General features: G+C 69.8%; 20 protein-coding genes. 4 read left to right on the top strand and 16 right to left on the bottom strand.

The genetic code is table 11. The features are described from left to right. Positions 1–107: 107 nt before the first annotated feature. From RY94_RS08355 to RY94_RS08405, 11 genes are all read right to left on the bottom strand, one after another. Entirely contained in the window at positions 108–824 is a 717-nt protein-coding gene (locus RY94_RS08355) for a MazG nucleotide pyrophosphohydrolase domain-containing protein (RefSeq protein WP_231554469.1), read from the bottom strand. An 8-nt stretch (positions 825–832) separates the two neighbouring features. Next, on the bottom strand, positions 833–1,990 hold the full coding sequence (locus RY94_RS08360; protein WP_043444090.1) for an adenosine deaminase: 1,158 nt from the start codon (positions 1,988–1,990) through the stop codon (positions 833–835). A 24-nt stretch (positions 1,991–2,014) separates the two neighbouring features. Then, entirely contained in the window at positions 2,015–2,701 is a 687-nt protein-coding gene (locus RY94_RS08365) for a DedA family protein (protein ID WP_156135125.1), read from the bottom strand. A gap of 280 nt (positions 2,702–2,981) precedes the next feature. Next, positions 2,982–4,268 carry a thymidine phosphorylase gene (locus tag RY94_RS08370; protein WP_043444092.1) on the bottom strand — a complete coding sequence of 429 codons (1,287 nt, stop codon included), beginning with the start codon at positions 4,266–4,268 and terminating at the stop codon, positions 2,982–2,984. A gap of 70 nt (positions 4,269–4,338) precedes the next feature. Next, a complete protein-coding gene (locus RY94_RS08375; RefSeq protein WP_043444094.1) occupies positions 4,339–4,746 on the bottom strand; it encodes a cytidine deaminase in 408 nt (135 codons plus the stop codon). Positions 4,747–4,757: 11 nt separating this feature from the next. Then, entirely contained in the window at positions 4,758–6,053 is a 1,296-nt protein-coding gene (locus RY94_RS08380) for an ABC transporter permease (RefSeq protein WP_043444096.1), read from the bottom strand. Next, the gene (locus RY94_RS08385) at positions 6,050–7,441 is read right to left on the bottom strand and encodes an ABC transporter permease (RefSeq protein ID WP_052274150.1); all 1,392 of its coding nucleotides are present in this window, start codon (positions 7,439–7,441) and stop codon (positions 6,050–6,052) included. The genes RY94_RS08380 and RY94_RS08385 overlap by 4 nt, the downstream gene beginning before the upstream one ends. Then, on the bottom strand, positions 7,438–8,982 hold the full coding sequence (locus RY94_RS08390; protein ID WP_043444098.1) for an ABC transporter ATP-binding protein: 1,545 nt from the start codon (positions 8,980–8,982) through the stop codon (positions 7,438–7,440). Before RY94_RS08390 ends, RY94_RS08385 begins: the two co-directional genes overlap by 4 nt. 173 nt (positions 8,983–9,155) lie before the next feature. Continuing rightward, on the bottom strand, positions 9,156–10,268 hold the full coding sequence (locus RY94_RS08395; RefSeq protein ID WP_043444100.1) for a BMP family lipoprotein: 1,113 nt from the start codon (positions 10,266–10,268) through the stop codon (positions 9,156–9,158). Positions 10,269–10,526: 258 nt separating this feature from the next. Further along, positions 10,527–11,675 (bottom strand): amidohydrolase, encoded by a 1,149-nt coding sequence (locus RY94_RS08400; RefSeq protein ID WP_231554491.1) that lies wholly within the window; start codon positions 11,673–11,675, stop codon positions 10,527–10,529. A gap of 134 nt (positions 11,676–11,809) precedes the next feature. Next, the gene (locus RY94_RS08405; protein WP_043444103.1) at positions 11,810–12,964 is read right to left on the bottom strand and encodes a mannose-1-phosphate guanylyltransferase; all 1,155 of its coding nucleotides are present in this window, start codon (positions 12,962–12,964) and stop codon (positions 11,810–11,812) included. Between the two features lie 224 nt (positions 12,965–13,188). On the opposite strand from RY94_RS08405, the gene sdhC reads away from it, so the two are divergent. The 4 genes from sdhC (at position 13,189) to RY94_RS08425 (ending at position 16,703) form a co-directional block, all read left to right on the top strand. Continuing rightward, positions 13,189–13,572 carry a succinate dehydrogenase, cytochrome b556 subunit gene (gene sdhC / locus RY94_RS08410; protein WP_052274151.1) on the top strand — a complete coding sequence of 128 codons (384 nt, stop codon included), beginning with the start codon at positions 13,189–13,191 and terminating at the stop codon, positions 13,570–13,572. 6 nt (positions 13,573–13,578) lie between these two features. Continuing rightward, positions 13,579–14,046, top strand: a complete 468-nt coding sequence (locus tag RY94_RS08415) for a succinate dehydrogenase hydrophobic membrane anchor subunit (protein ID WP_043444107.1) — start codon at positions 13,579–13,581, stop codon at positions 14,044–14,046. 90 nt (positions 14,047–14,136) lie between these two features. Continuing rightward, a complete protein-coding gene (gene sdhA / locus RY94_RS08420; protein WP_043444109.1) occupies positions 14,137–15,915 on the top strand; it encodes a succinate dehydrogenase flavoprotein subunit in 1,779 nt (592 codons plus the stop codon). Further along, entirely contained in the window at positions 15,915–16,703 is a 789-nt protein-coding gene (locus RY94_RS08425; protein ID WP_043444111.1) for a succinate dehydrogenase iron-sulfur subunit, read from the top strand. The genes sdhA and RY94_RS08425 overlap by 1 nt, the downstream gene beginning before the upstream one ends. Positions 16,704–16,826: 123 nt before the next feature. On the opposite strand, the gene RY94_RS08430 is transcribed toward RY94_RS08425, so the two are convergent. Genes RY94_RS08430 through RY94_RS08450 form a run of 5 tightly spaced genes read right to left on the bottom strand, consistent with a single transcriptional unit; the run spans position 16,827 to position 20,909 of the window. Continuing rightward, entirely contained in the window at positions 16,827–17,915 is a 1,089-nt protein-coding gene (locus RY94_RS08430) for a YihY/virulence factor BrkB family protein (protein WP_043444113.1), read from the bottom strand. Next, positions 17,875–18,432 carry a 2'-5' RNA ligase family protein gene (locus tag RY94_RS08435; protein WP_231554470.1) on the bottom strand — a complete coding sequence of 186 codons (558 nt, stop codon included), beginning with the start codon at positions 18,430–18,432 and terminating at the stop codon, positions 17,875–17,877. The genes RY94_RS08430 and RY94_RS08435 overlap by 41 nt, the downstream gene beginning before the upstream one ends. 45 nt (positions 18,433–18,477) lie before the next feature. Then, positions 18,478–19,521, bottom strand: coding sequence for a tryptophan--tRNA ligase (trpS, locus tag RY94_RS08440; RefSeq protein ID WP_043444117.1), 1,044 nt, complete (start codon positions 19,519–19,521; stop codon positions 18,478–18,480). 16 nt (positions 19,522–19,537) lie between these two features. Beyond that, positions 19,538–20,398 (bottom strand): exodeoxyribonuclease III, encoded by an 861-nt coding sequence (locus RY94_RS08445; protein WP_082046185.1) that lies wholly within the window; start codon positions 20,396–20,398, stop codon positions 19,538–19,540. Between the two features lie 16 nt (positions 20,399–20,414). Further along, positions 20,415–20,909: a hypothetical protein gene (locus RY94_RS08450; RefSeq protein ID WP_043444121.1), complete on the bottom strand. Its 495-nt coding sequence runs from the start codon at positions 20,907–20,909 to the stop codon at positions 20,415–20,417. Positions 20,910–21,050: the final 141 nt, after the last annotated feature.

Consider the following 21,050-nt stretch of genomic DNA (forward strand, 5'->3'; position numbering starts at 1 on the left):
GTCTTTGTCATAAGCAACGGAGGTGTTGCTCCCAGCCTAGTTCACGTGCGTCCCGGCGGTGCCGTGGGTCACGCGGTTGTGACATGGACGGGCGGGCCCGGCCGGGCTCATGCCCCGTCGAGGGCATCCCGCTGGTAGTCCAGGACGGCGCGGCGCAGGGCGCGCTCCGGGTCGAGGCCCGCACCGAGCGCCCGGCGGACCACGGCGAGCAGCTCCAGCCCGAGCTCGGCCTCGCTCCCCTGCTCCTGCCGGCCCTCCCCTGCGCGCCCGTCCCCGGCGCGCCCGAGGGTCTTCGCCGCGAGGGCCAGCGCGGGGAGGCGGTGCGGGATGCCGTCGAACGGCGAGGTGCGGGCCGGCCGCTCCTGCGCCTTCACGGCCCGCCACGTCGCGACGATGCCGTCGACCGACGGCGGTGTCCCGGTCCCCCCGTCCGCGGCGTGCAGGCTCCCGTCCGCCGCGAACACGTGCGGGTTCCGGCGCACCAGCTTGTCGGTGAGCCCCTCGGCCACCGCGGCGAACCCGAAGGACCCGGCCTCGGCGCGGAGCTGTGCATGGAGGACCACCTGGAACAGGACGTCGCCGAGCTCGCCCCGGAGCTCGTCGAGGAGTTCCTGCTCCGGCGCCTCGGCGCGCGCGACGTCGTCGACCGCCTCGTAGAGCTCGTACGTCTCCTCCACGAGGTATTCGAGCAGCGCCGCGTGGTCCAGGGCGGCCGTCCACGGGCAGTGGCGGCGCAGCAGGTCGACCACCTCCACGAGGCGCTCCACCGCCGCGCCCGGCGGGTTCCCGGGCACGGCGTCGCGTGGTGCTGCCGCGTGCTGCACGGGGTGGCTCAGGCGGACGCCAGCCCGGCGGCGGCGTCGAACCGCTGTGCGACGTACTCGGCCAGGGCCTCGCGGTCCTCGAGCGGCAGGAACGCGGCGTCGACGGCGTTCAGGGTGAGGGCGAGGAGGTCGCCGAGGTCGTAGCCGAAGGTGTCGACGAGCAGCTCGAACTCACCGGTCAGCGTGACCCCGCTCATGAGGCGGTTGTCGGTGTTGACGGTGACCTTGAAGCCCAGCTGGTAGAGGAGGTCGAAGGGGTGGGCGTCGATCGTGGTGCCGAAGGCCTCGATAGCCCCGGTCTGCAGGTTCGAGGACGGGCACAGCTCGAGGGCGATCCCCCGGTCCCGGACCCACGACGCGATCGGACCGAGGTTCGCGATGCCGATCTCCTCGCCGTCGGCGGCCTGCTCGTCCGCGGATTCCTCGATCTCGATGTCCTCGGCGATGCGGACGCCGTGGCCGAGGCGCAGCGCGCGGCCGGAGACGAGCGCGTCCCGGATGCTGTCCAGGCCCGCTGCCTCGCCGGCGTGGACGGTCACGGGGAACTGCTCGGAGGCGAGGAAGGTGAAGGCGTCGGCGAAGCGGGAGGCGGGGAAGCCGTTCTCCGCACCGGCGATGTCGAAGCCGACGGCGCCGCGGTCGCGGTGGCGGAGGGCGAGTTCGGCGATCTCCTGGGCGCGGTCGGCGTGCCGCATCGCGGTGATGAGCTGGCCCACCTGGATGACGCGGCCGGCGGCGATCGCCGCGGCGGCGCCCGCCTCGAGCCCCTCCTGCACGGCCTCGACGGCCTCGTCCAGGCTCAGGCCCTGCTGCGTGTGCTGTTCGGGGGCCCAGCGGACCTCGCCGTAGACGACGCCGTCGAGCGCGAGGTCCTCGACGAACTCGCGTGCCACCCGGATGAGCCCGTCCCTGGTCTGCATGACGGCGATGGTGTGGTCGAACGTCTCGAGGTACCGCTCGAGGGATCCCGAGTCGGCGGATTCGCGGAACCAGGCACCGAGCGACTCTGCGTTGGAGGCCGGCAGCTCGTGGCCGATCGAGGCGGCGAGCTCCAGGATGGTGGCCGGCCGCAGCCCGCCGTCGAGGTGGTCGTGGAGGGAGACCTTGGGGAGGGTCCGGATGTCGATGGCGGCGTCGGGGACGGCGTCGTTCTGGGTCTGGGTCACGCTGCCCAGCCTACGCGATGCCCATCAGCGCGGGCTCGTCCCGCGGGCCGGTTCGGGCTGGTCCCGCCGCTCGCCGGCGGACTCCCCGGCGGGCTCCCCGAGCGGGGCCTGCAGCGGGGTGGAGCCACGGACGAGCGCGATCACGCGGTCCATCACCAGACCGATGACGACGGCGATCCCGACGGCCACGGCGACCCCGAGCAGGTGGTTGTGCTGGAACCAGGTGCCCGCGACGGCGCCGATCCCGACCGAGTACCCGGCCCACACCACCCCGGACAGGGCCGTGAGGGCCACGAAGCGGCGGCGGGAACAGCCGGTCGCACCCGCGGTGAGATTCACCGCGACCCGGCCGATCGGGATGAAGCGCGCCACGAGGATGAGCGAGGCCGCGCGCCGGGCGAGCTCCCTGCCCGCCCACGTGAAGGAGCGCTGCATCCGCGGCCGCCGCATCCACCGGAAGCGCGTGGTGCCGATCCATCGGCCGAGGAGGAAGGCGATGTTGTCGCCGAGGAAGGCTCCGAGCGCTGCGGCCAGGATCAGGAGCCAGGGATCGGGCACACCCTGCGTGATGATCAGGGACGCCAGGCCGACGACCACGGATTCGCTGGGCACGGGCGGGAAGAAGCCGTCGACGAGGCAGCAGGCGAGGACGAGGAGGTACACCCAGGGCTGTCCGGCCGCCGCGAGGACGCCGTCGCTGATGCCGTCCAGGGCGGTGGTGATCGCATCCATCGTGGGTTCCTGTCGCCGTCGCCCCCGCGCCTCGGGCCGCCCGGGTGGGCGGCCCGGTCGGGGACCTGACGCCTCACGGACCGCGGTCCCGCGGACACCCCCGGGGCCGCGTCCTCCGTTCCCGCGTCCGGCTCCGACGCTACCGGCGCACCGCGGGCCGGGTCGTCGGCCTTCCGGGCGAGATATGCGGCGGCCGGCCTCATTCCCACGGATGAGACCGGCCGCCCCTCCCCCGGGGTTCACCCTGCCGGGCGTGGGCCTAGGCGATGCGGTCGATGATGAGCCGCTGCGCCGGGCGCGATCCCTCGGGCGCGATCACGACCGCGTCCGCCAGCGCCTCGCGTGCACGCTCGAACCGCTCGGGGGTGTCGGTGAGCAGCGTCATCAGCGGCTCCCCCGCACGCACCGTGGCACCGGGCTTGGCGTGCATCCGCACGCCGGCGCCCGCCTGCACCTGGTCCTCCTTGCGGGCGCGACCGGCGCCGAGGCGCCACGCGGCGACGCCGACCGCGAGGGCGTCCAGGCCCACGAGCACGCCGTCGGCCGGGGCGAGCACGACCTCGGACTCCTTCGCGACCGGCAGTGCTGCGCGCGGATCGCCACCCTGCGCCTCGATCATCCTGTTCCACACGTCCATGGCGCGGCCGTCCTTCAGGGCGGCGGCGGGATCGGCGTCGTGCACGCCGGCACACGCGAGCATCTCCTCGGCGAGGCGGACGGTGAGTTCGACGACGTCGGACGGGCCCCCGCCCGCGAGGACCTCGACGGACTCCTCGACCTCGATCGCGTTGCCGGCGGTCAGCCCGAGCGGGGTGCTCATGTCGGTGAGGAGCGCGACGGTGTTCACGCCGGCGTCCTTGCCGAGCGCCACCATGGTCTCGGCCAGCTCGCGGGCACGGGCCTCGTCCTTCATGAACGCGCCGCTGCCCACCTTGACGTCGAGGACGAGCGAGCCGGTGCCCTCCGCGATCTTCTTGCTCATGATCGAGGAGGCGATCAGGGGGATGGCCTCGACGGTGCCGGTCACGTCGCGGAGCGCGTACAGCTTCTTGTCGGCGGGCGCCAGGCCCGTACCGGCCGCGCAGATGACCGCGCCGACCTCGGCGAGCTGGCGCAGCATGTCCTCGTTGCTGAGGCGCGCCTGCCAGCCGGGGATGGACTCGAGCTTGTCCAGGGTTCCGCCGGTGTGGCCGAGGCCCCGGCCGGAGAGCTGCGGCACGGCGACGCCGAACACGGCGACCAGGGGCGCGAGCGGCAGGGTGATCTTGTCCCCCACGCCGCCGGTGGAGTGCTTGTCGCTCGTCGGGCGGCCGAGCGAGGAGAAGTCCATGCGCTCGCCCGAGGCGATCATCGCCGCCGTCCAGCGGGAGATCTCCGCGCGGTCCATGCCGTTGAGGAGGATCGCCATGTTGAGGGCGGCCATCTGCTCGTCGGCGATGGCGCCGCGCGTGTAGGCGTCGATGGTCCAGTCGATCTGCGCGGGCGAGAGGGTGCCGCGGTCGCGCTTGATGCGGATGATGTCGACGGCGTCGAAGACTTCGGTCATGGAGGATCCTCGGATCTGTTCGGGGGTGGGATGTGGTGCCCAGGCAAGGTGGTGCTCGGGCAGGTGGTGCTCAGGCGAGGTGCTGGGGCCCGAAGGCGTCCGGCAGGACCTCGTCCATGGTGCGGATGCCGCTGACGGTCAGGAGCACCATGTCGGGTGCCCGGAACTCGTACAGCAGCTGGCGGCAGCGCCCGCACGGCATGAGGGTGTTGCCCTCGCCGTCCACGCAGCTGAAGGCCCGGATGCGCCCGCCGCCGCTCATGGCCAGCGCGCTCACGAGCGCGCATTCGGCGCACAGGGTCAGCCCGTAGGACGCGTTCTCCACGTTGCAGCCGGAGATGATCCGGCCGTCGTCGAGGAGTGCCGCCGCTCCGACGGGGAACTTCGAGTAGGGGACGTAGGCGTTCCCCATCGCCTCCGTCGCGGCGGCGGTGAGGGTGTCCCAGGGGATCCCGGCCGGGGTCGTGGTCTCGGTCATGACGGGTACTCCTAGCCCTTGATGTACGGGATGCCGCTGGCTCCCGGTGCCCTGGAGCGGCCCACGAGGCCCGCGACGGCGAAGACCGTCACCACGTAGGGCAGCATGCGCAGGAACTGGTCCGGCACCGGGGTGCCGAGCAGGCTGAGCACGTTGGACAGGTTCGTCGCGAAGCCGAACAGCAGCGCCGCGAAGAACGCTCCGATCGGGTTCCACCGGCCGAAGATCATGGCCGCCAGGGCGATGTAGCCCGCGCCCGCCGTCATGTCGCGCCCGAAGCCCGAGACGGCGACGAGCGTGAAGAAGGACCCGCCGATACCCGCGACGACACCGGCGAGCAGCACGTTGGTGAAGCGCATCCGGTTGACGTTGACGCCCAGGGTGTCGGCGGCCTTCGGGTGCTCCCCGACCGCGCGGGTCCGCAGGCCCCAGCGGGAGTGGAAGAGTGCCACGTAGATGACGGCCACCGCCACGTACATCAGGTAGCCCACGATGGTCTGCTCGAAGAGGATCGGCCCGATCACGGGCAGGTCCGAGAGCAGCGGGATCTCGACGATGGGCAGGCGCGGCGGCGAGTTCCACCGCTCCGGGTCCTCGGTGAGGACGGCGGAGAACAGGAACCCGGTGAGCCCGGAGACCAGCACGTTGAGCACGACGCCGACGATCACCTGGTTGACGACGTAGCGGATGCTGAAGACGGCGAGCACGAGCGATACGAGGACACCGGCGACGGCCGCCGCGAAGAGACCGACGAACGCGTTCCCGGACAGCGACGCGGCGACGGCCGCGGCGAAGGCGCCGAACAGCAGCTGCCCCTCGATGGCGATGTTGACGACGCCGGAGCGCTCGCACAGGATGCCCGAGAGCGAACCGAAGATGAGCGGGACGGCGAGGGTCACCGACCCGGCGAGCAGGCCGTAGAGGGCGACGTTCGGTGTGCGGGCGCTGCCCACCACCCACGTCAGGAAGGCGATGAGGAACAGGACGGCGAACACGGCCGGCACCCAGGCGGGCACGGTCCGGCCGGAACGCGTCCGCAGGAACGCGACGACGGCGAGGGCGGTCATCCCGAGGGCGGTGATCCAGCCGACGACGGGCGCCGACACCACGATCGCGGGCAGGACGATCGCGTCGCCGTCCTCCGAGAGGCGGAACGTGACGTCGTTGTCCGGGGCCCCGATCGCGAAGACCAGGAGGGAGAAGAGCGCGACGACGGCGAGGATGATCGGTGTCTTCCAGCTGCGCACGCCGGCGTCGCCGCCGTCGCGGGCGCCGCGGGCGGGCGCTTCGGTGGTTGCTGTGCTCATGCTGCTGCTCCGGTCGAGGCTGGCGTACGGGTCGTGGAACCGCCCTTGCCGGTGCGGGAGGCACCGGGTGCGGGGAGGCGGAACAGCGCGCGGACGAGCGGCGGCGCTGCGATGAAGAGGACGATGAGCGACTGCACCACGAGGACGATGTCGATGCTGGTGCCGGTCGACGCCTGCATGGTCACGCCTCCGGCGCGGAACGCGCCGAACAGGATGCCCGCCGCGAAGGTGCCCCACGGGGTGGAACGCCCGAGCAGGGCGACGGTGATCGCGTCGAAGCCGAAGCTCGCCGCGACGCCCGAGGTCAGCACCTTCTCGGTGCCGGACACCTGCGCCACGCCCGCGAGTCCCGCGAGGGCTCCGGCGATGGCCATCGCCAGGATGTAGCCCTTGCTGACGCTGATGCCCGCGGTGCGGGCGGCGCTGGGGTTCGCCCCGATGGCGCGCAGCTCGAAGCCGACCGTCGAGCGGTTGAGCAGCCACGCCACGAAGAACGTCGCCAGCACGGCGACGACGAAGCCCCAGTGCAGGCGGAATCCCGCGCCGAGCAGCGGCGGGTAGAGCGCCGTCGCGTCCAGCTGGGGGCTGATGGGATTCGTGGAGCCCGGCCGCTGGAACGCCGGGGTGCTCAGGAAGTAGAGGACCAGGTTGACGGCGATGTAGTTGAACATGATGGTCAGGATGACCTCGTGGGCGCCCGTGCGTGCCTTGAGGACGCCGACGATCCCCGCCCAGATCGCACCGCCGATCATGCCGGCGAGGACCACGAGGAGCAGGTGGATGCCGGCCGGGAGGTGGAGCGTGAAGCCGACCCAGCCCGCGAAGGTCGCACCGATGAGGATCTGGCCCTGCGCGCCGATGTTGAACAGGCCCGCGCGGAACGCGAGCGCCACACCCAGGCCGGCGCAGATGAGCGGCGTGGCGACCGTCAGCGTCTGCGTCAGGGGGTAGATCATCCGGGCGAAGGTCTCCCCCTGGACGTTGAACACCGCGCCCTGGAAGAGGGCGATGTACGCGCCCGACGCCGCCGTCCAGGCCGCCGCCAGGGTGTCCTGGGGCCGGCTGAAGAAGTACGACGACGCCCGGGCCACGTTCTCGTCCGTGACGGCGATGAGCAGGCCGCCGAGAACCAGGGAGAGGACCACGGACAGGAAGGCGACGAGCGCGTTCCCGGTCATGATGCGCTGCAGGAGCGTCGATTCCGGCGCGGGTCCGCCGCCGAGACCGGTGGCGGGCACGGCGGGCGGGGGCAGTTCCCCGCCCGCCGTCTCGGCCGCGTTCTCGAGCCGCACCTCGTCCTTGCGCGCGGCCTCCTTCGCTTCCCGACGGCTCAGCGGAGCGTCGCCGTCGGTCGCCGGGGTGGCCGGCCTGTCGTCCTGCGGGCTCACAGGTTTCCTCCTTGAACGTCGTGTACCTGGGCCAGTGCTTCGTCGCCCGCCATGCCGGCCATCATCAGGCCGAGGACATCGCGCGACGCGGTGCCGGGCACGATGCCCATGAGGCGTCCGCGGTACAGCACGGCGATCCGGTCGGCGAGCTCCAGGACCTCGTCGAGCTCGGTCGAGACGATGATGACGGGGGTGCCGCCGTCGCGCTCCGCGACGATGCGCCGGTGCAGGAACTCGATGGATCCGACGTCGACGCCGCGGGTGGGCTGCGAGGCGATGAACAGTTCGAGCGGCCGCGAGAACTCCCGGGCCATGACGACCTTCTGCTGGTTCCCGCCGGACAGCGTTCCCGCCGCGGCGGACGCCGACTGGGTACGGATGTCGTACTCGGCGATCTTCTCCTCGGCGTTCTTCTCGATGACCGCGGGTGACATGGACAGGCCCCGGGCGAACGGGGCGTCGTCGTACCGGTTGAGGACGAGGTTCTCGGCGACCGAGAACGTGCCGACGAGCCCGTCCACGCTGCGGTCCTCGGGGACGAACCCGACGCCGGCGCGGATGACGTCCTTGACGCTGCGGCCCAGGAGTTCCTCGCCGCCGAGCGTGATCGAGCCCGTGACGTGGTGCTGGAGCCCCATGATGGCCTCGGTGAGTTCGGTCTGCCCGTTGCCCTGGACGCCGGCGATGGCGAGGATCTCCCCCTTCGCCACCTCGAAGCTCAGGCCGTCCACGACGCGCTGGCCGTTGGCGGCCTGGACCGTGAGGTCGCGGACCCTGAAGGTCACCTCGCCGGGGGTCGCAGGCTTCTTGTCGAGCGTGAGGCTGACCGATCGCCCCACCATGAGGGACGCGAGTTCGGTGGTCGACGCGCTCGGGTCGGCGGTGCCGACGACCTTGCCGCGGCGGATGACGGTGATGACGTCGGAGACGGCCTTGACCTCGCGGAGCTTGTGCGAGATGAAGACGATGGACTTCCCGTCGGCCTTGAGCTGGCCCATGATGCCGAGCAGCTCGTCGGTCTCCTTGGGCGTCAGCACGGCGGTGGGCTCGTCGAGGATCAGCACTTCGGCGTCGCGCACGAGGGCCTTGATGATCTCGACGCGCTGCTGCACACCGACCGGAAGATCCTCGACCACGGCGTCGGGATCGACGTCGAACCCGTACTGGTCGGAGATCTGCCGGATGCGCGTGCGCGTCTTCTGCAGGTCGAGCATGCCGCCCGCCTTCGTGGCCTCGTTGCCGAGCGCCACGTTCTCCGCCACGGTGAAGACCGGCACGAGCATGAAGTGCTGGTGCACCATGCCGATCCCGGCGGCCATGGCGTCCCCGGGCCCCTTGAAGGTCACCGGCTCGTCGTCGACGACGATCTCGCCCTCGGACGGGTCGTACAGTCCGTACAGCACGTTCATGAGCGTCGACTTCCCGGCCCCGTTCTCACCGAGCAGGCTGTGCACCTGTCCCGGTTCGACGACGAGGTCGATGGAGTCGTTGGCGACGAGCGATCCGAATCGCTTCGTGATGCCGATCAGTTCGAGTTTCACAACTCATCCAACCTGTTCTGTTCTCTTGTCGTGTCCTGGCTCGTCGCTGGATCGAGCGGAAGCCACGTGAAGGATACCGGGCGGGGCATCGGCGCACCGACCGGCGTCGAACGCAAACCGCCTTCCTCCCGGCGTTACCCGCGGGAGGAAGGCGGTCCTGGTGCGCTGCCGTGCTACTTCGGGCTGGCGGCCGAATCGACCGTGATCTCGCCCGAGACGATCTGCTCCTTCAGCCCGTCGAGCGTCGCCTGCAGGTCGGCGGGGACGTTGGCCTCCTGGTCGTGGAACGGCGCCAGAGCCACGCCACCGTTCTCCAGGGTGCCCACGTACGGGGTGTTGTCGAAGGTGCCCTCGACGTCGGTGCTGATGACGTCCTCGACGGCGTCGCCCATGAGCTTCATGACCGAGGTGAGGATGAACTCCTCGCCCTTGCCCGCGGTCTCGTAGCCGTCGGAGTCGACCCAGATGGCCTTGACGTCCTTGCCGCCCGCGTTCGCCTCGATGACGGCGTCGAGCGTGCCCGAACCGACCGGACCGGCGACGGGCATGATGATGTCCGCGCCTTCGTTGATGAAGTTCTGGGTGTTGGTCTTGCCCGCGGCCTGGTCCTCGAAGTTGCCCACGAAGGTGCCGTTCTGGCTCTCCTTGTCCCAGCCGAGGAGCTGGACGTCGCCGCCGGTCTCCTCGTTGAAGTAGGTGACGCCGTCGGCGAAACCGTCCATGAAGATGGTCACGGTCGGGATGTTGATGCCGCCGAAGGTGGCCACCTTGCCGGTCTCGCTCGTCGCGGCCGCCGCGTAGCCGGCCAGGAACGCGGCCTGCGCCGTGTCGTAGATGATCGGCTTGACGTTCGGCAGGTCGATCGAGTTGTCGTCGACGATCGCGAAGTTCGCCTCGGTGTTCTGCTCGGCGGCGGCCTTGGTGGTGTCGGCGAGCAGGAAGCCCACGGTGACGGTGAGGTTGCAGCCGGCCTGGACCATGCTGTCGACGTTGGGACCGAAATCGGTCTCCGCCTGCGACTCCGCCTGGTTGATCTGGATGCCGAGGTCCGCTTCGGCCTTCTTCAGACCCTCGTAGCTGGACTGGTTGAACGAGCGGTCGTCGAATCCACCGGAGTCGGAGACGATGCAGCCGAGGTAGTCGGAGTTCGCCTCGGCGCTCGAGCCGCCGGCCGACGACTCCTCGGCCGGCGGTGCCCCGCAGCCGGAGAGGACGAGGGCCGATACGCCGAGGACGGCCGCGGACAGGCCGGTGCCGCGCGAAATTTTGCGCAGTGAGTTCTTCAAAATGCCTCCAGGAGAGAAATGCGCCACGGGAAGGAATGCCAGCGAGTGTCCATCCCGGTCACGATTGATCCGGGGCTCTGTTGTCACTGGAAGACCGTGGCGCCGCGACACCGTCGGTGCAGCACGTATGCGAACATCCTAAGGGCCAAGTGACGGGGAACACTACATGGGCACACCGCGGGTGCCGATCGTTCGGGTTTCGTTATGCACAGGGGGCTGAGCACACGTCCCGGCAGCGCCCGGCCGCCCGCAGGACAGCTAGGCGTCGGCGTCGGCCACGGCCCGGAGGGCGGCGGCGGCCATGACACGGATGCCGTAGCCGATAGCCCGCTCGTCCGGCCTGTAGTCGCCGCGGTGCAGGTCGTAGGTCTCCCCGCCGGGCGTGCGTGTCCCGAGCCGCATCATGGCACCCGGCACCTCCTGGGTCATCCAGGCGAAGTCCTCGCCGCCCATGGACTGCGGCGTCAGGACGACGGCGCCCGGGCCGAGTTCGGCGCGGGCGGCGGCCTCGAGCAGGCCGGTCTCCGCCTCCTGGTTCACCACGGGCGGCACGCCGCGGGTGTGCTCCAGCTTCACGGTCACCCCGAACGGCGCCGCGACCTCGCGGACGGCCCGGTCGAGCAGCTCACCGGCGGACTTCCAGGCATCGGCGTCGAGGCAGCGCAGCGTACCCGACATGTAGCCGTGCGCCGGGATCGCGTTGGGGGCGGACCCGGCGTGGATCTGTCCCCAGACGAGGGAGACCGAGCTGCGCACGTCGATCCGGCGGGAGAGCACGGCCGGGACGTTCACGGCGATGGACGCCAGCGCGAACACGAGGTCCTCGGTGAGGTGCGGGCGCGAGGTGTGGCCGCCGCGGCCGCTGAGTTCGACGCGGATGGTGTCGGACGCCGAGGTGATGGCACCGATGCGCGTGCCGACCAGGCCGACGTCGATCCTCGGGTCGCAGTGCAGGGCGAGGATCCGCGGCAAACCGGTGAGCACCCCCTGGTCGATGACGTCGAGGGCGCCGCCGGGCATCATCTCCTCGGCGGGCTGGAAGATGATCCGCACAGTGCCGGGCAGGGGCTCCTCGCGGTCGAGGTCGGCGAGGACGAGGGCGACGCCGAGCATCACCGTCGTGTGGATGTCGTGGCCGCAGGCATGCGTCACCCCGGTGGAGGCCGAGGCGTAGGTCAGGCCCGTCTCCTCGATGATCGGCAGGGCGTCGATGTCCGCCCGCAGCCCGAGGCGGAGCGGGCCCCGGCCGACGTCGACGAAGACGCCGGTGCCCACCAGCCGCTGCGGGACGAGCCCCGCCTGCCGGAGCCGCGCGACGAGCAGGTCCGTGGTGCGGTGTTCCTTGAAGGAGAGCTCGGGGTTGCGGTGGATGTCACGCCGGATACCGGTCAGCTCATCGAGCAACAGGGCGAGGGATGCACCCGCCCGTGAGGCAGGAGGGCTCTGGGCGCTGAACGTTTCCACGCCCTCAGCCTACCGACCGGCGGCCCGCAGGCGGCATTTCATTGCTCCCGCGCCTCGTCCCCCGGGTGCTTGCCCTCCTAGAGCACGTCGGTGTCGCCGCTGGCGCGGAGCCTCTCGACGGCGGTCTTGACCTCCTGGGCGTGCTCCTTCGTGGTGACGAGCAGGGCGTCGGGGGTGTCCACGATGACGACGTCGTCGATCCCGATGAGCGCGATGACCCGCTTCGTGTCCGAGACGACGATGCCCGAGGCGTTCTCCGAGAAGACGCGCGCGCCCTCCCCCATCACCGTGAGCTCGCTGTTCTCCTCGGCCGGGTTCAGCCGGCCGATGGCCGCGAAGTCGCCGACGTCGTCCCAGCTGAACTCGCCCGGGATCATGGCGACGTCGCCGGCGGCGGCGGCGGGCTCCGCGACGGCGTAGTCGATGGCGATCTTCGGCAGCGTCGGCCAGATACGGCGGGCCACCTCGACGCGGCGGGGGGTGTCCCAGGCCTCCGCGATCTCGGTGAGGCCTGCGTAGAGCTCGGGCTCGTTGGCGGACAAGTGCTTGAGCATGAGGTCCACCGGCGCCACGAACATGCCGGCGTTCCAGGAGTAGTTGCCGCTCTCGATGTAGCCGTCGGCGACGTCCTGCGACGGCTTCTCCACGAACTCGATGACGGCGTGGGCGCTCGGCGCCCCGTCCACGGCGAGGGGCTCGCCGGCGCGGATGTACCCGAAGCCTGTCGACGCGTGGGTCGGCTTGATGCCGATGGTGACGATGAAGCCGCGGGCGGCCGTCTGGATGGCCTCGCGGACGGCGTCCTGGAAGACGTCGACCGGCGAGATCACCTGGTCGGCGGCGAAGGACCCCATGATGATGCGCGGGTCCCTCCGGTGGAGGATGGCGGCGGCGAGCCCGATCGCCGCCCCGGAATCCTTGGGCTCCGATTCGAGGACGAGGTTCAGGTCCTCGATCTCCGGCAACTGCTCGAGGACCGCGCGCCGGTGGGCGATGCCGGTGACGACCATGATCCGCCCGTCGCAGAGCGGACGGAGGCGGTCGTAGGTGGCACGGATCAGCGTGCTGCCGGACCCGGTGAGGTCGTGCAGGAACTTGGGTGCGGCCGCCCGCGAGAGCGGCCACAGCCGCGTGCCGGTGCCTCCCGCGGGGATCACGCCGTGGAAGCGCGCGAGAGCATCGTCCGCGGGCTCGGTATCAGGGGTGTGGGCAACCGCCCTCTCGGTACTCATCCGTTCCACGGTAACCGACGCATGCCGGGCCGGGCTCCCTCCGTCCGGGACCGGCAGCGGGTCCCCGCCGGCCCCGGTGTTACGGAGGTCACAGGTGAGGGGCCCCTAAATTGAACCGGGAATGTCACCGGCCTAGATTATTCTTATCTGAAGAGTGCTGTCGCACCGGCGTAATCCCTGCGTATATCGCGCTAACGCCCTCGCGATGCAGGGAGGTCAATTCAATGCCGAAGACACTGTCACCAACAGGCACCCTCTACCGTGGCCGGGAAGGCCAATGGTCCTGGGTGGCCCACCGCATCACCGGGGTCGTGATTTTCTTCTTCCTCCTCGTCCACGTCCTGGACACCTCGCTCGTGCGGGTCTCCCCCGAGGCGTACGACGCCGTCATCGCCTCCTACAAGAACCCGATCATGGGTCTCGGAGAGCTCGGCCTCGTCGCCGCGATCGTCTTCCACGCCTTCAACGGCATCCGCGTCATCCTCGTGGACTTCTGGAAGAAGGGTCCCAAGTACCACCGCCAGATGCTCTGGAGCGTCGTCGGCCTCTGGGCGGTCGTCATGATCGCCTTCTCGATCCGCCATCTCTCGCACGTCTTCGGAGGTTAGGACCCCATGGCTACGCCAACCATTGAAACCCCCCGCTCCGGTCGGGTGTCCCCGGGCTACTCCCGCACCCCCGGCTCGCGCGGCAACTTCGAGATGATCGCCTGGCTGTTCATGCGCATCTCGGGGGCCATCCTGGTGGTGCTGATCTTCGTGCACCTCTACGTGAACCTCGTCGCGGGTGACGGCATCAGCGGCATCGACTTCGGTTTCGTCGCCGGGAAGTGGGCCAGCCCCCTCTGGCAGATCTGGGACCTGACCATGCTGTGGCTGGCCATGCTCCACGGCACCAACGGCATCCGGGTGATCATCAACGACTACGCGGAGAAGAACAGCACGCGTATGTGGCTGAAGGGTGTCCTGTACACGTCGACCGTCGTCATCGTGGTCCTCGGCACGCTCGTGATCTTCACCTTCGATCCCTGCCCCGTCATCAACGGGGTCGCCCACGTCGCGGACTACTGCCCCGCCCCGTAACACCTGCCGCAGGCCGGCACCTCCCGCATGACGGGCCCACCGGGCCGCACTCATGCAGCCACAACGGTTTCAACAGAAAGAGCGACCAGCATGCAGGTCCACAAGTACGACGTCGTCATCGTCGGCGCGGGCGGCGCAGGAATGCGCGCGGCCATCGAGTCCGGCCAGCGCGCCCGCACCGCCGTCCTGACGAAGCTCTACCCCACCCGATCCCACACCGGAGCCGCGCAGGGCGGCATGTGTGCGGCCCTCGCCAACGTCGAAGAGGACAACTGGGAGTGGCACACGTTCGACACCGTCAAGGGCGGCGACTACCTGGTCGACCAGGACGCCGCCGAGGTCATGGCGAAGGAGGCCATCGAGGCCGTCCTCGACCTCGAGAAAATGGGCCTGCCGTTCAACCGGACGCCCGAGGGGCGCATCGACCAGAGGCGCTTCGGCGGCCACACGCGCGACCACGGCAAGGCGCCCGTCCGACGATCCTGCTATGCGGCCGACCGCACGGGACACATGATCCTCCAGACGCTCTACCAGAACTGCGTCAAGCACAACGTCGAGTTCTACAACGAGTACTACGTCCTGGACCTCCTGATGGTGGACCAGGAGGTCACGGTGGACGGCGTGACGCGCATCGAGAAGCGCGTCGCCGGCGTCGTCTCCTACGATCTCGCCTCGGGAGAGCTGCACATCTTCCAGGCGAAGTCCGTCGTCTTCGCCTCGGGCGGCGTCGGCAAGGTCTACAAGACCACCTCGAACGCCCACACCCTGACCGGTGACGGCATGGGCATCGCGTTCCGCCGCGGCATCCCCCTCGAGGACATGGAGTTCTTCCAGTTCCACCCGACCGGCCTCGCAGGCCTGGGCATCCTCCTCTCGGAGGCCGCCCGCGGCGAGGGCGCCATCCTCCGCAACTCGGAGGGCGAGCGCTTCATGGAACGGTACGCACCCACCATCAAGGACCTCGCGCCCCGTGACATCGTGGCGCGGTCCATGGCGAACGAGGTCCGCGAGGGCCGCGGTGCCGGTCCGAACAAGGACTACGTCCTGCTCGACCTGACGCACCTGGAGCCGGCGCACATCGACGCGAAGCTGCCCGACATCACCGAGTTCGCCCGCACCTACCTCGGGGTGGAGCCCTACACGGAGCCGGTCCCGGTCTTCCCGACGGCGCACTACGCGATGGGCGGCATCCCGACCAACATCAAGGCCGAGGTCCTCGCGGACAACGACACCGTGGTGCCCGGCCTGTACGCCGCCGGCGAGGTGGCCTGCGTCTCCGTCCACGGCTCCAACCGCCTCGGCACGAACTCGCTGCTCGACATCAACGTGTTCGGGAAGCGGGCCGGCCTGGCCGCCGCCGAGTACGCCCTCACCGCCGACTTCGTCGACATCCCCGAGAACCCCACGGCCGAGACCGAGGAACTCCTCAACCGGGCGCGCAGCTCGGAGGGCGGGGAGCGCGTCGCACTGATCCGCAAGGAACTGCAGGACATCATGGACGCCAACGTCCAGGTGTTCCGCACCGAGGAGACCCTCCTCGAGGCCCTGCGCGTCATCGACACGCTGGAGGAGCGCTACACGCGGATCACGGTGCAGGACAAGGGCAAGCGATTCAACCTGGACCTGCTGGAAGCCGTGGAACTCGGGTTCCTCCTGGACATGGCGAAGGTCATGACCGCCGCGGCCCTGCACCGCAGGGAGTCCCGCGGGGGCCACTTCCGGGAGGATTTCCCGGAGCGTGACGACGAGAACTTCATGACCCATTCCATGGCCTACAAGGATCCCAGCGCCACCGAGACCAGTGGCGTCCGCCTTGAGACCAAACCGGTGATCTTCACCCGATACCAGCCCATGGAGCGTAAGTACTGATGAGCACCGAAACAATGGAGAAGGAGCCGGCCTCCAAGATCGAGCTGGCACCCGGCGTCGGCGGTGGAGGAGAGATCCCCACGTTCGACATCACCCTGAAGGTCCGCCGCTACAATCCCGAGGTGTCCGACGAGGCGCACTGGGACGAATGGCAGCTCACCATGTACGGCACGGACCGCGTGCTGGACGCCCTGCACAAGGTCAAGTGGGAGCACGACGGCTCCGTGTCCTTCCGCCGCTCCTGCGCCCATGGCGTGTGCGGCTCGGACGCGATGCGCATCAACGGCCGCAACCGCCTCGCCTGCAAGACGCTGCTGAAGGACCTGGACACCTCCAAGCCCATCCTCGTGGAACCCATCAAGGGCCTCCCCGTGGAGAAGGACCTGATCGTGGACATGGAACCCTTCTTCCAGTCCTACCGCGAGATCATGCCGTTCCTGGTCAGCAAGGGCCACGAGCCCAGCAAGGAACGCCTGCAGTCCGCCGAGGAGCGCGACCGCTACGACGACACCACCAAGTGCATCCTGTGCGCCGCGTGCACGTCGTCGTGCCCCGTGTTCTGGACCGACGGCCAGTACTTCGGCCCCGCCGCGATCGTGAACGCCCACCGGTTCATCTTCGACTCGCGGGACGACGCCGGGGACATGCGCCTGGAGATCCTCAACGACAAGGAAGGCGTCTGGCGCTGCCGGACCACCTTCAACTGCTCCGAGGCGTGCCCCCGCGGCATCCAGGTCACGAAGGCCATCTCCGAGGTCAAGCAGGCGATCCTGACCCGCAAGATCTGATCCGGCGCCGCCGGATACGATCCGGCGCTGCAGGGCCCGTGGAAGGGCGGTCCGTCCCGACGGACCGCCCTTTCCTGCGTCGGCGTGGCCACGGCTCCTGAGCCGGACGTCGCCGGCGCAGGGCTAGGTGTGCTTCCCCCGCCGGCTCCGCTGCCGCAGCGATCCGGCCTTCGCATGGTGGAGGCGCGCGGACTCCGCGGCCGCATCGGCCGTCCCCACCGCGCACCACGCCGTCGCGAGCAGGTACACCTGGCTGAGCAGGTAGAACCAGACGAACAGGGCGACGACCACCGCGACGGACAGCAGGACCACGCTGTTGCCGAACAGGCCGACGATCTGCGTCGAGAAGAAGCGGAGCACGGAGGTCCCGAGGCCCGCGATGAGTGCCCCCTGCAGGAGGATCGGCTTCGGCATGGTGATCGCGGAGGAGGACCGGAGCAGGACCACGACCACGAAGGTGTCCAGGAGGATCATGACCGCGAAACCCGCGGCCCGGGTCAGCCCCTGCGTGGCACCGCCCAGGTCGAGGAAGGTGAGCAGCGCTCCCAGGGTGTTGGTGGCGATCACGCCGAGCGCCGTCGTCACGAGCATCACGATGCCGAGCAGGGCCAGGGTGAGGAGGTCCTTGGCCCAGAGCACCAGCGGGATCACGGCGACCGGGCGCAGGCCGAAGATGCCCCGCATCGCCTGGCGCATGCCCCCGATCCAGCCGAGGGAGGTCACCACCATCACGCCCGCGGAGATGACGATGGTCCAGCCGAGACCACTCGTGGCCTCGAAGAGGGCATCGGGCGTCACGAGTCCGGCCTGCCCCTCCCCTTGGTCGATCAGGCCGGGGACGGCCTGGTCGAGCACGTCCACGGCGATGTCCTGCAGGGCCTCGTTCCCGGCGATGACGATGCCCAGGGCGGCGAACACGACCACGAGCAGCGCCGCGATGGCGAAGAAGAGGCGGTAGGCGAGGCCCGCAGCCATGAGCGGGCCACGCCTCCGGAGGTACAGCTGGAAGACCCGCACCGCGCGGACGGTATTGATGCGTGACAGGGCGAGGTCCACCCGTGCGGCGACGAGTCCCATCCCGCTACTGCCGGAGCGGGTCAGCCGACCCAGCCGGATGCGGGCCTCGGCGACCCTGCGGTGCAGCCCCGGCAGATCGGCCGGGGAGGGCGGCTCATCCTGCGGCGGTGTGGGAGCCGTCGACGTCCTGGCCAAAATGCAGCTCCTCCCTCAGCTTCCAGAGCCCCGACGGCACGTGCTCATAGAGTCCCATGGATCGCACCTCGAACGAGGCCTCGAAGGTCTGCAGCTCCTCGACGGCGGCATCCATGGCGGCGTCCGACACGTCGTGGGCCACGGTGACGTGCGGGTGGAAGGGGAAGGCGAGCTCACGCTCGAGCGGCCCGGCCTGCAGCCTGGCATGGAGGTCCACGCACGCGTCGAAGCCCTCCACGAGCCGGAGGAAGATCACCGGGGAGACCGGACGGAAGGACCCGGTGCCGCGGAGCCGCACGGTGAACGGAGCCTGGTCGCGGGCCACCGCCCGCACGTGGTCGATGGTCTCGTCCCAGTCCGTGGCCGGCGTCGTCGTGATGAGGGTGATGTGCGGCGGGACGACCGCCGCCATCGGATCACCGAAGGATGCCCGCCACAGCTCGAGGGTGCCGGCGAGGGGCTCCGGGATCGGGATGGTGACCCCCACGGAGCTGCCGGTCACGCTGGGGAGGGACACGGCGTCCGCCGCCCCGCGGGATGGGATGGTCGAGGCGCACATCGGTCAGAGGGACCCCGCGGCCGGGAGGAAACCGACGCGCGCATAGACCTCGGCGAGGGTGGGAGCGGCGAGGCTGCGTGCCTTCGCGGCGCCCTTGGCCAGGAGCCGGTCGAGTTCGGCGGGATCGGACAGCAGGTCCTCCGCCCGGCTGCGGATGGGCGCGAGCGACTCCACCACCAGCTCCGCGAGATCCACCTTCAGGTGGCCGTACATGCGCCCCTCGTACTCGGCCTCGAGGTCGGCGACGGTCCGCCCGGACAGGCCGGCATGGATCGCGAGGAGGTTGGAGATCCCGGGCTTCTCCGCCCTGTCGAAGCGGATCTCCGTCCCGGCGTCGGTGACGGCGGACCGGATCCGCTTGGCGGTGACCTTCGGGTCGTCGAGGAGGTTGACCAGGCCGCCGGGGGACGACGCCGACTTCGACATCTTCGCCGTCGGATTCTGCAGGTCGTAGATCTTCGCGGAGTCCTTCTGGATGAAGGGCTCCGGCACCACGAAGGTCTCACCGAACCGCGTGTTGAAGCGCTGCGCGAGGTCACGGCTGAGCTCCACGTGCTGGCGCTGGTCCTCCCCCACCGGGACGCCGTCGGGCTGGTAGAGGAGGATGTCCGCGGCCTGGAGGACCGGGTAGGTGAACAGGCCCACGCTCGCGGCGTCCGTCCCCTGCTTCGACGCCTTGTCCTTGAACTGCGTCATGCGTGAGGCCTCACCGAACCCGGTGATGCAGTTCAGTACCCAGGCGAGCTGGGCGTGCTCCGGGACGTGCGACTGCACGAAGAGCGTCGCCCGGTCCGGGTCGACGCCGCCGGCGATGTACTGCGCCGCGGTGAGCCGGGTGCGGTGCGCCAGTTCCTGCGGGTCCTGCGGCACGGTGATCGCGTGCAGGTCGGGGATGAAGAAGACGGCGTCGTAGGTCTCCTGCAGGCGGACCCACTGCACGAGCGCGCCGAGGTAGTTGCCGAGGTGGAGGGAACCCGCCGAGGGCTGCATGCCCGAGAGGATGCGCTGCCGCCGTGCCGGGAGGGCGGCGGACGTGGGCTGTGTCATGGAGGCTGTCCTGAATCTAGATCTGGTAGTCGACGACGAGCGGCGCGTGGTCCGAGAACCTCGTGTCCCAGCTCGGTGCCCTGTCGACGTCGGAACTCACGGCGCTCTTGGCGAGAGCCTGGGTGGCCAGCTGGTAGTCGATGCGCCAGCCGGTGTCGTTGTCGAACGCCTTGCCGCGCCAGGACCACCACGTGTAGGGGCCGTCGACCTCTCCTGCGAGGAGACGCGCGACGTCCACGAAGCCGCATTCGTCCGAGAGGAAACGGTCGAAGTACGCCCGCTCCTCGGGCAGGAAGCCCGCGTTCCTGACGTTGCCCTTCCAGTTCCTGATGTCCCGCTGGGTGTGGCCCACGTTGAGGTCCCCCATGACCACGGCGTGGTCGGCGCCGTCGCGCAGCTGGGGCAGCCGGGTGGTCATGGCGTCGAGGAAGCGGTACTTGTCGTCCTGCTTCTGCGTGCCGACCTCGCCGGAGTGGACGTACGCGCTCACGACGGTCAGGTTCGCGCCGTCCACGTCGAAGTCGGCCTCCACCCAGCGGCCGGACGTGTCGAAGTAGGAGTCACCGATCGCGGTCCGCGTCGCCGTCGGCGGCTGCCGGGAGGCGACGGCCACACCGGCGCGTCCCTTGGCCTCGGCCTCGGTGTGGAGGATGTGCCAGTCCTCACCCAGCAGGGTCCGGACGACGGCGTCGGGGGCGCGGACCTCCTGCAGGCAGAGGATGTCGATGTCCCGCCCGTCCAGCCATTCCTGCATCCCGCGCTTGTAGGCGGCGCGGATTCCGTTGACGTTCACCGAGGCGATGCGCAGGGTTTTCTGTGGGGGATTCGAGGCCGGACTCACTCGATCCACTGTACCCGGCAGGGTATTCCGATTCATCCGGCGTTCGGGTCCCTCAGTCGACAATGGTGCCCTCGACCGGGCCGTCGGTGGAGCCCTTCATCATGGAGCGGGCGTTGTGCGAGGTGATCTCGATCGTCTCGAGGGCACGCTCCACCATCCCCTCGTCCTTGCCGAGGTAGTCCCTGACCACACCGACCTGCACCTGGACGATCTTGAAGCTGTGGTCGAGCTTCAGGTCGCGGGCCCTGTCCGTGGCGGCAGGCTTCACCTGCTCCTGCCCCGACAGGCCGGGCCCGAAGACCCCCTGGGCCTCCAGGCGCGCCGTCGCCTTCCGCGCCGCTCCCCGGAGGCTGAGGACCACGTAGCTGAAGATGAGGAGCCAGCCGAGGGAGACGATCACCACCAGCCAGCCGACGACGTCGTTCTGGTTCGCCGCGAACACCACGGCGACCAGGAACACGATCAGCATGACGGCCATCCCGGCACTTCCCATGCGCATGCTCGGACCCCGGCCCGCAGGCCTCCCATTACTCCCTAGTGACTGCATCCCACCATTCTCCCGCATCGGCAGCCCCGCCCCCGGTGCTTCCACCGCGGGCGAACTGTCAGGCTTCGATAAGTTTCCTTCCAGTTCTCCCATCCGTGATGGCGCTCACCCCGAAGTACTCCCATGCGCGCCCACTCGGTG

Source organism: Arthrobacter sp. L77, from assembly GCF_000816565.1.
GTDB lineage: Bacteria > Actinomycetota > Actinomycetes > Actinomycetales > Micrococcaceae > Arthrobacter_D > Arthrobacter_D antioxidans.

Excerpts from the sequence above, each read along its gene's own strand:
- RY94_RS08375 (WP_043444094.1), bottom strand. The coding sequence starts at position 4,746 with ATGACCGAGACCACGACCCCGGCCGGGATCCCCTGGGACACCCTCACC.
- sdhC (WP_052274151.1), top strand. The coding sequence starts at position 13,189 with ATGCCGAAGACACTGTCACCAACAGGCACCCTCTACCGTGGCCGGGAA.
- RY94_RS08380 (WP_043444096.1), bottom strand. The coding sequence starts at position 6,053 with ATGAGCACAGCAACCACCGAAGCGCCCGCCCGCGGCGCCCGCGACGGC.
- sdhA (WP_043444109.1), top strand. The coding sequence starts at position 14,137 with ATGCAGGTCCACAAGTACGACGTCGTCATCGTCGGCGCGGGCGGCGCA.
- trpS (WP_043444117.1), bottom strand. The coding sequence starts at position 19,521 with ATGACACAGCCCACGTCCGCCGCCCTCCCGGCACGGCGGCAGCGCATC.
- RY94_RS08450 (WP_043444121.1), bottom strand. The coding sequence starts at position 20,909 with ATGCAGTCACTAGGGAGTAATGGGAGGCCTGCGGGCCGGGGTCCGAGC.
- RY94_RS08415 (WP_043444107.1), top strand. The coding sequence starts at position 13,579 with ATGGCTACGCCAACCATTGAAACCCCCCGCTCCGGTCGGGTGTCCCCG.
- RY94_RS08445 (WP_082046185.1), bottom strand. The coding sequence starts at position 20,398 with ATGAATCGGAATACCCTGCCGGGTACAGTGGATCGAGTGAGTCCGGCC.
- RY94_RS08405 (WP_043444103.1), bottom strand. The coding sequence starts at position 12,964 with ATGAGTACCGAGAGGGCGGTTGCCCACACCCCTGATACCGAGCCCGCG.
- RY94_RS08370 (WP_043444092.1), bottom strand. The coding sequence starts at position 4,268 with ATGACCGAAGTCTTCGACGCCGTCGACATCATCCGCATCAAGCGCGAC.
- RY94_RS08425 (WP_043444111.1), top strand. The coding sequence starts at position 15,915 with ATGAGCACCGAAACAATGGAGAAGGAGCCGGCCTCCAAGATCGAGCTG.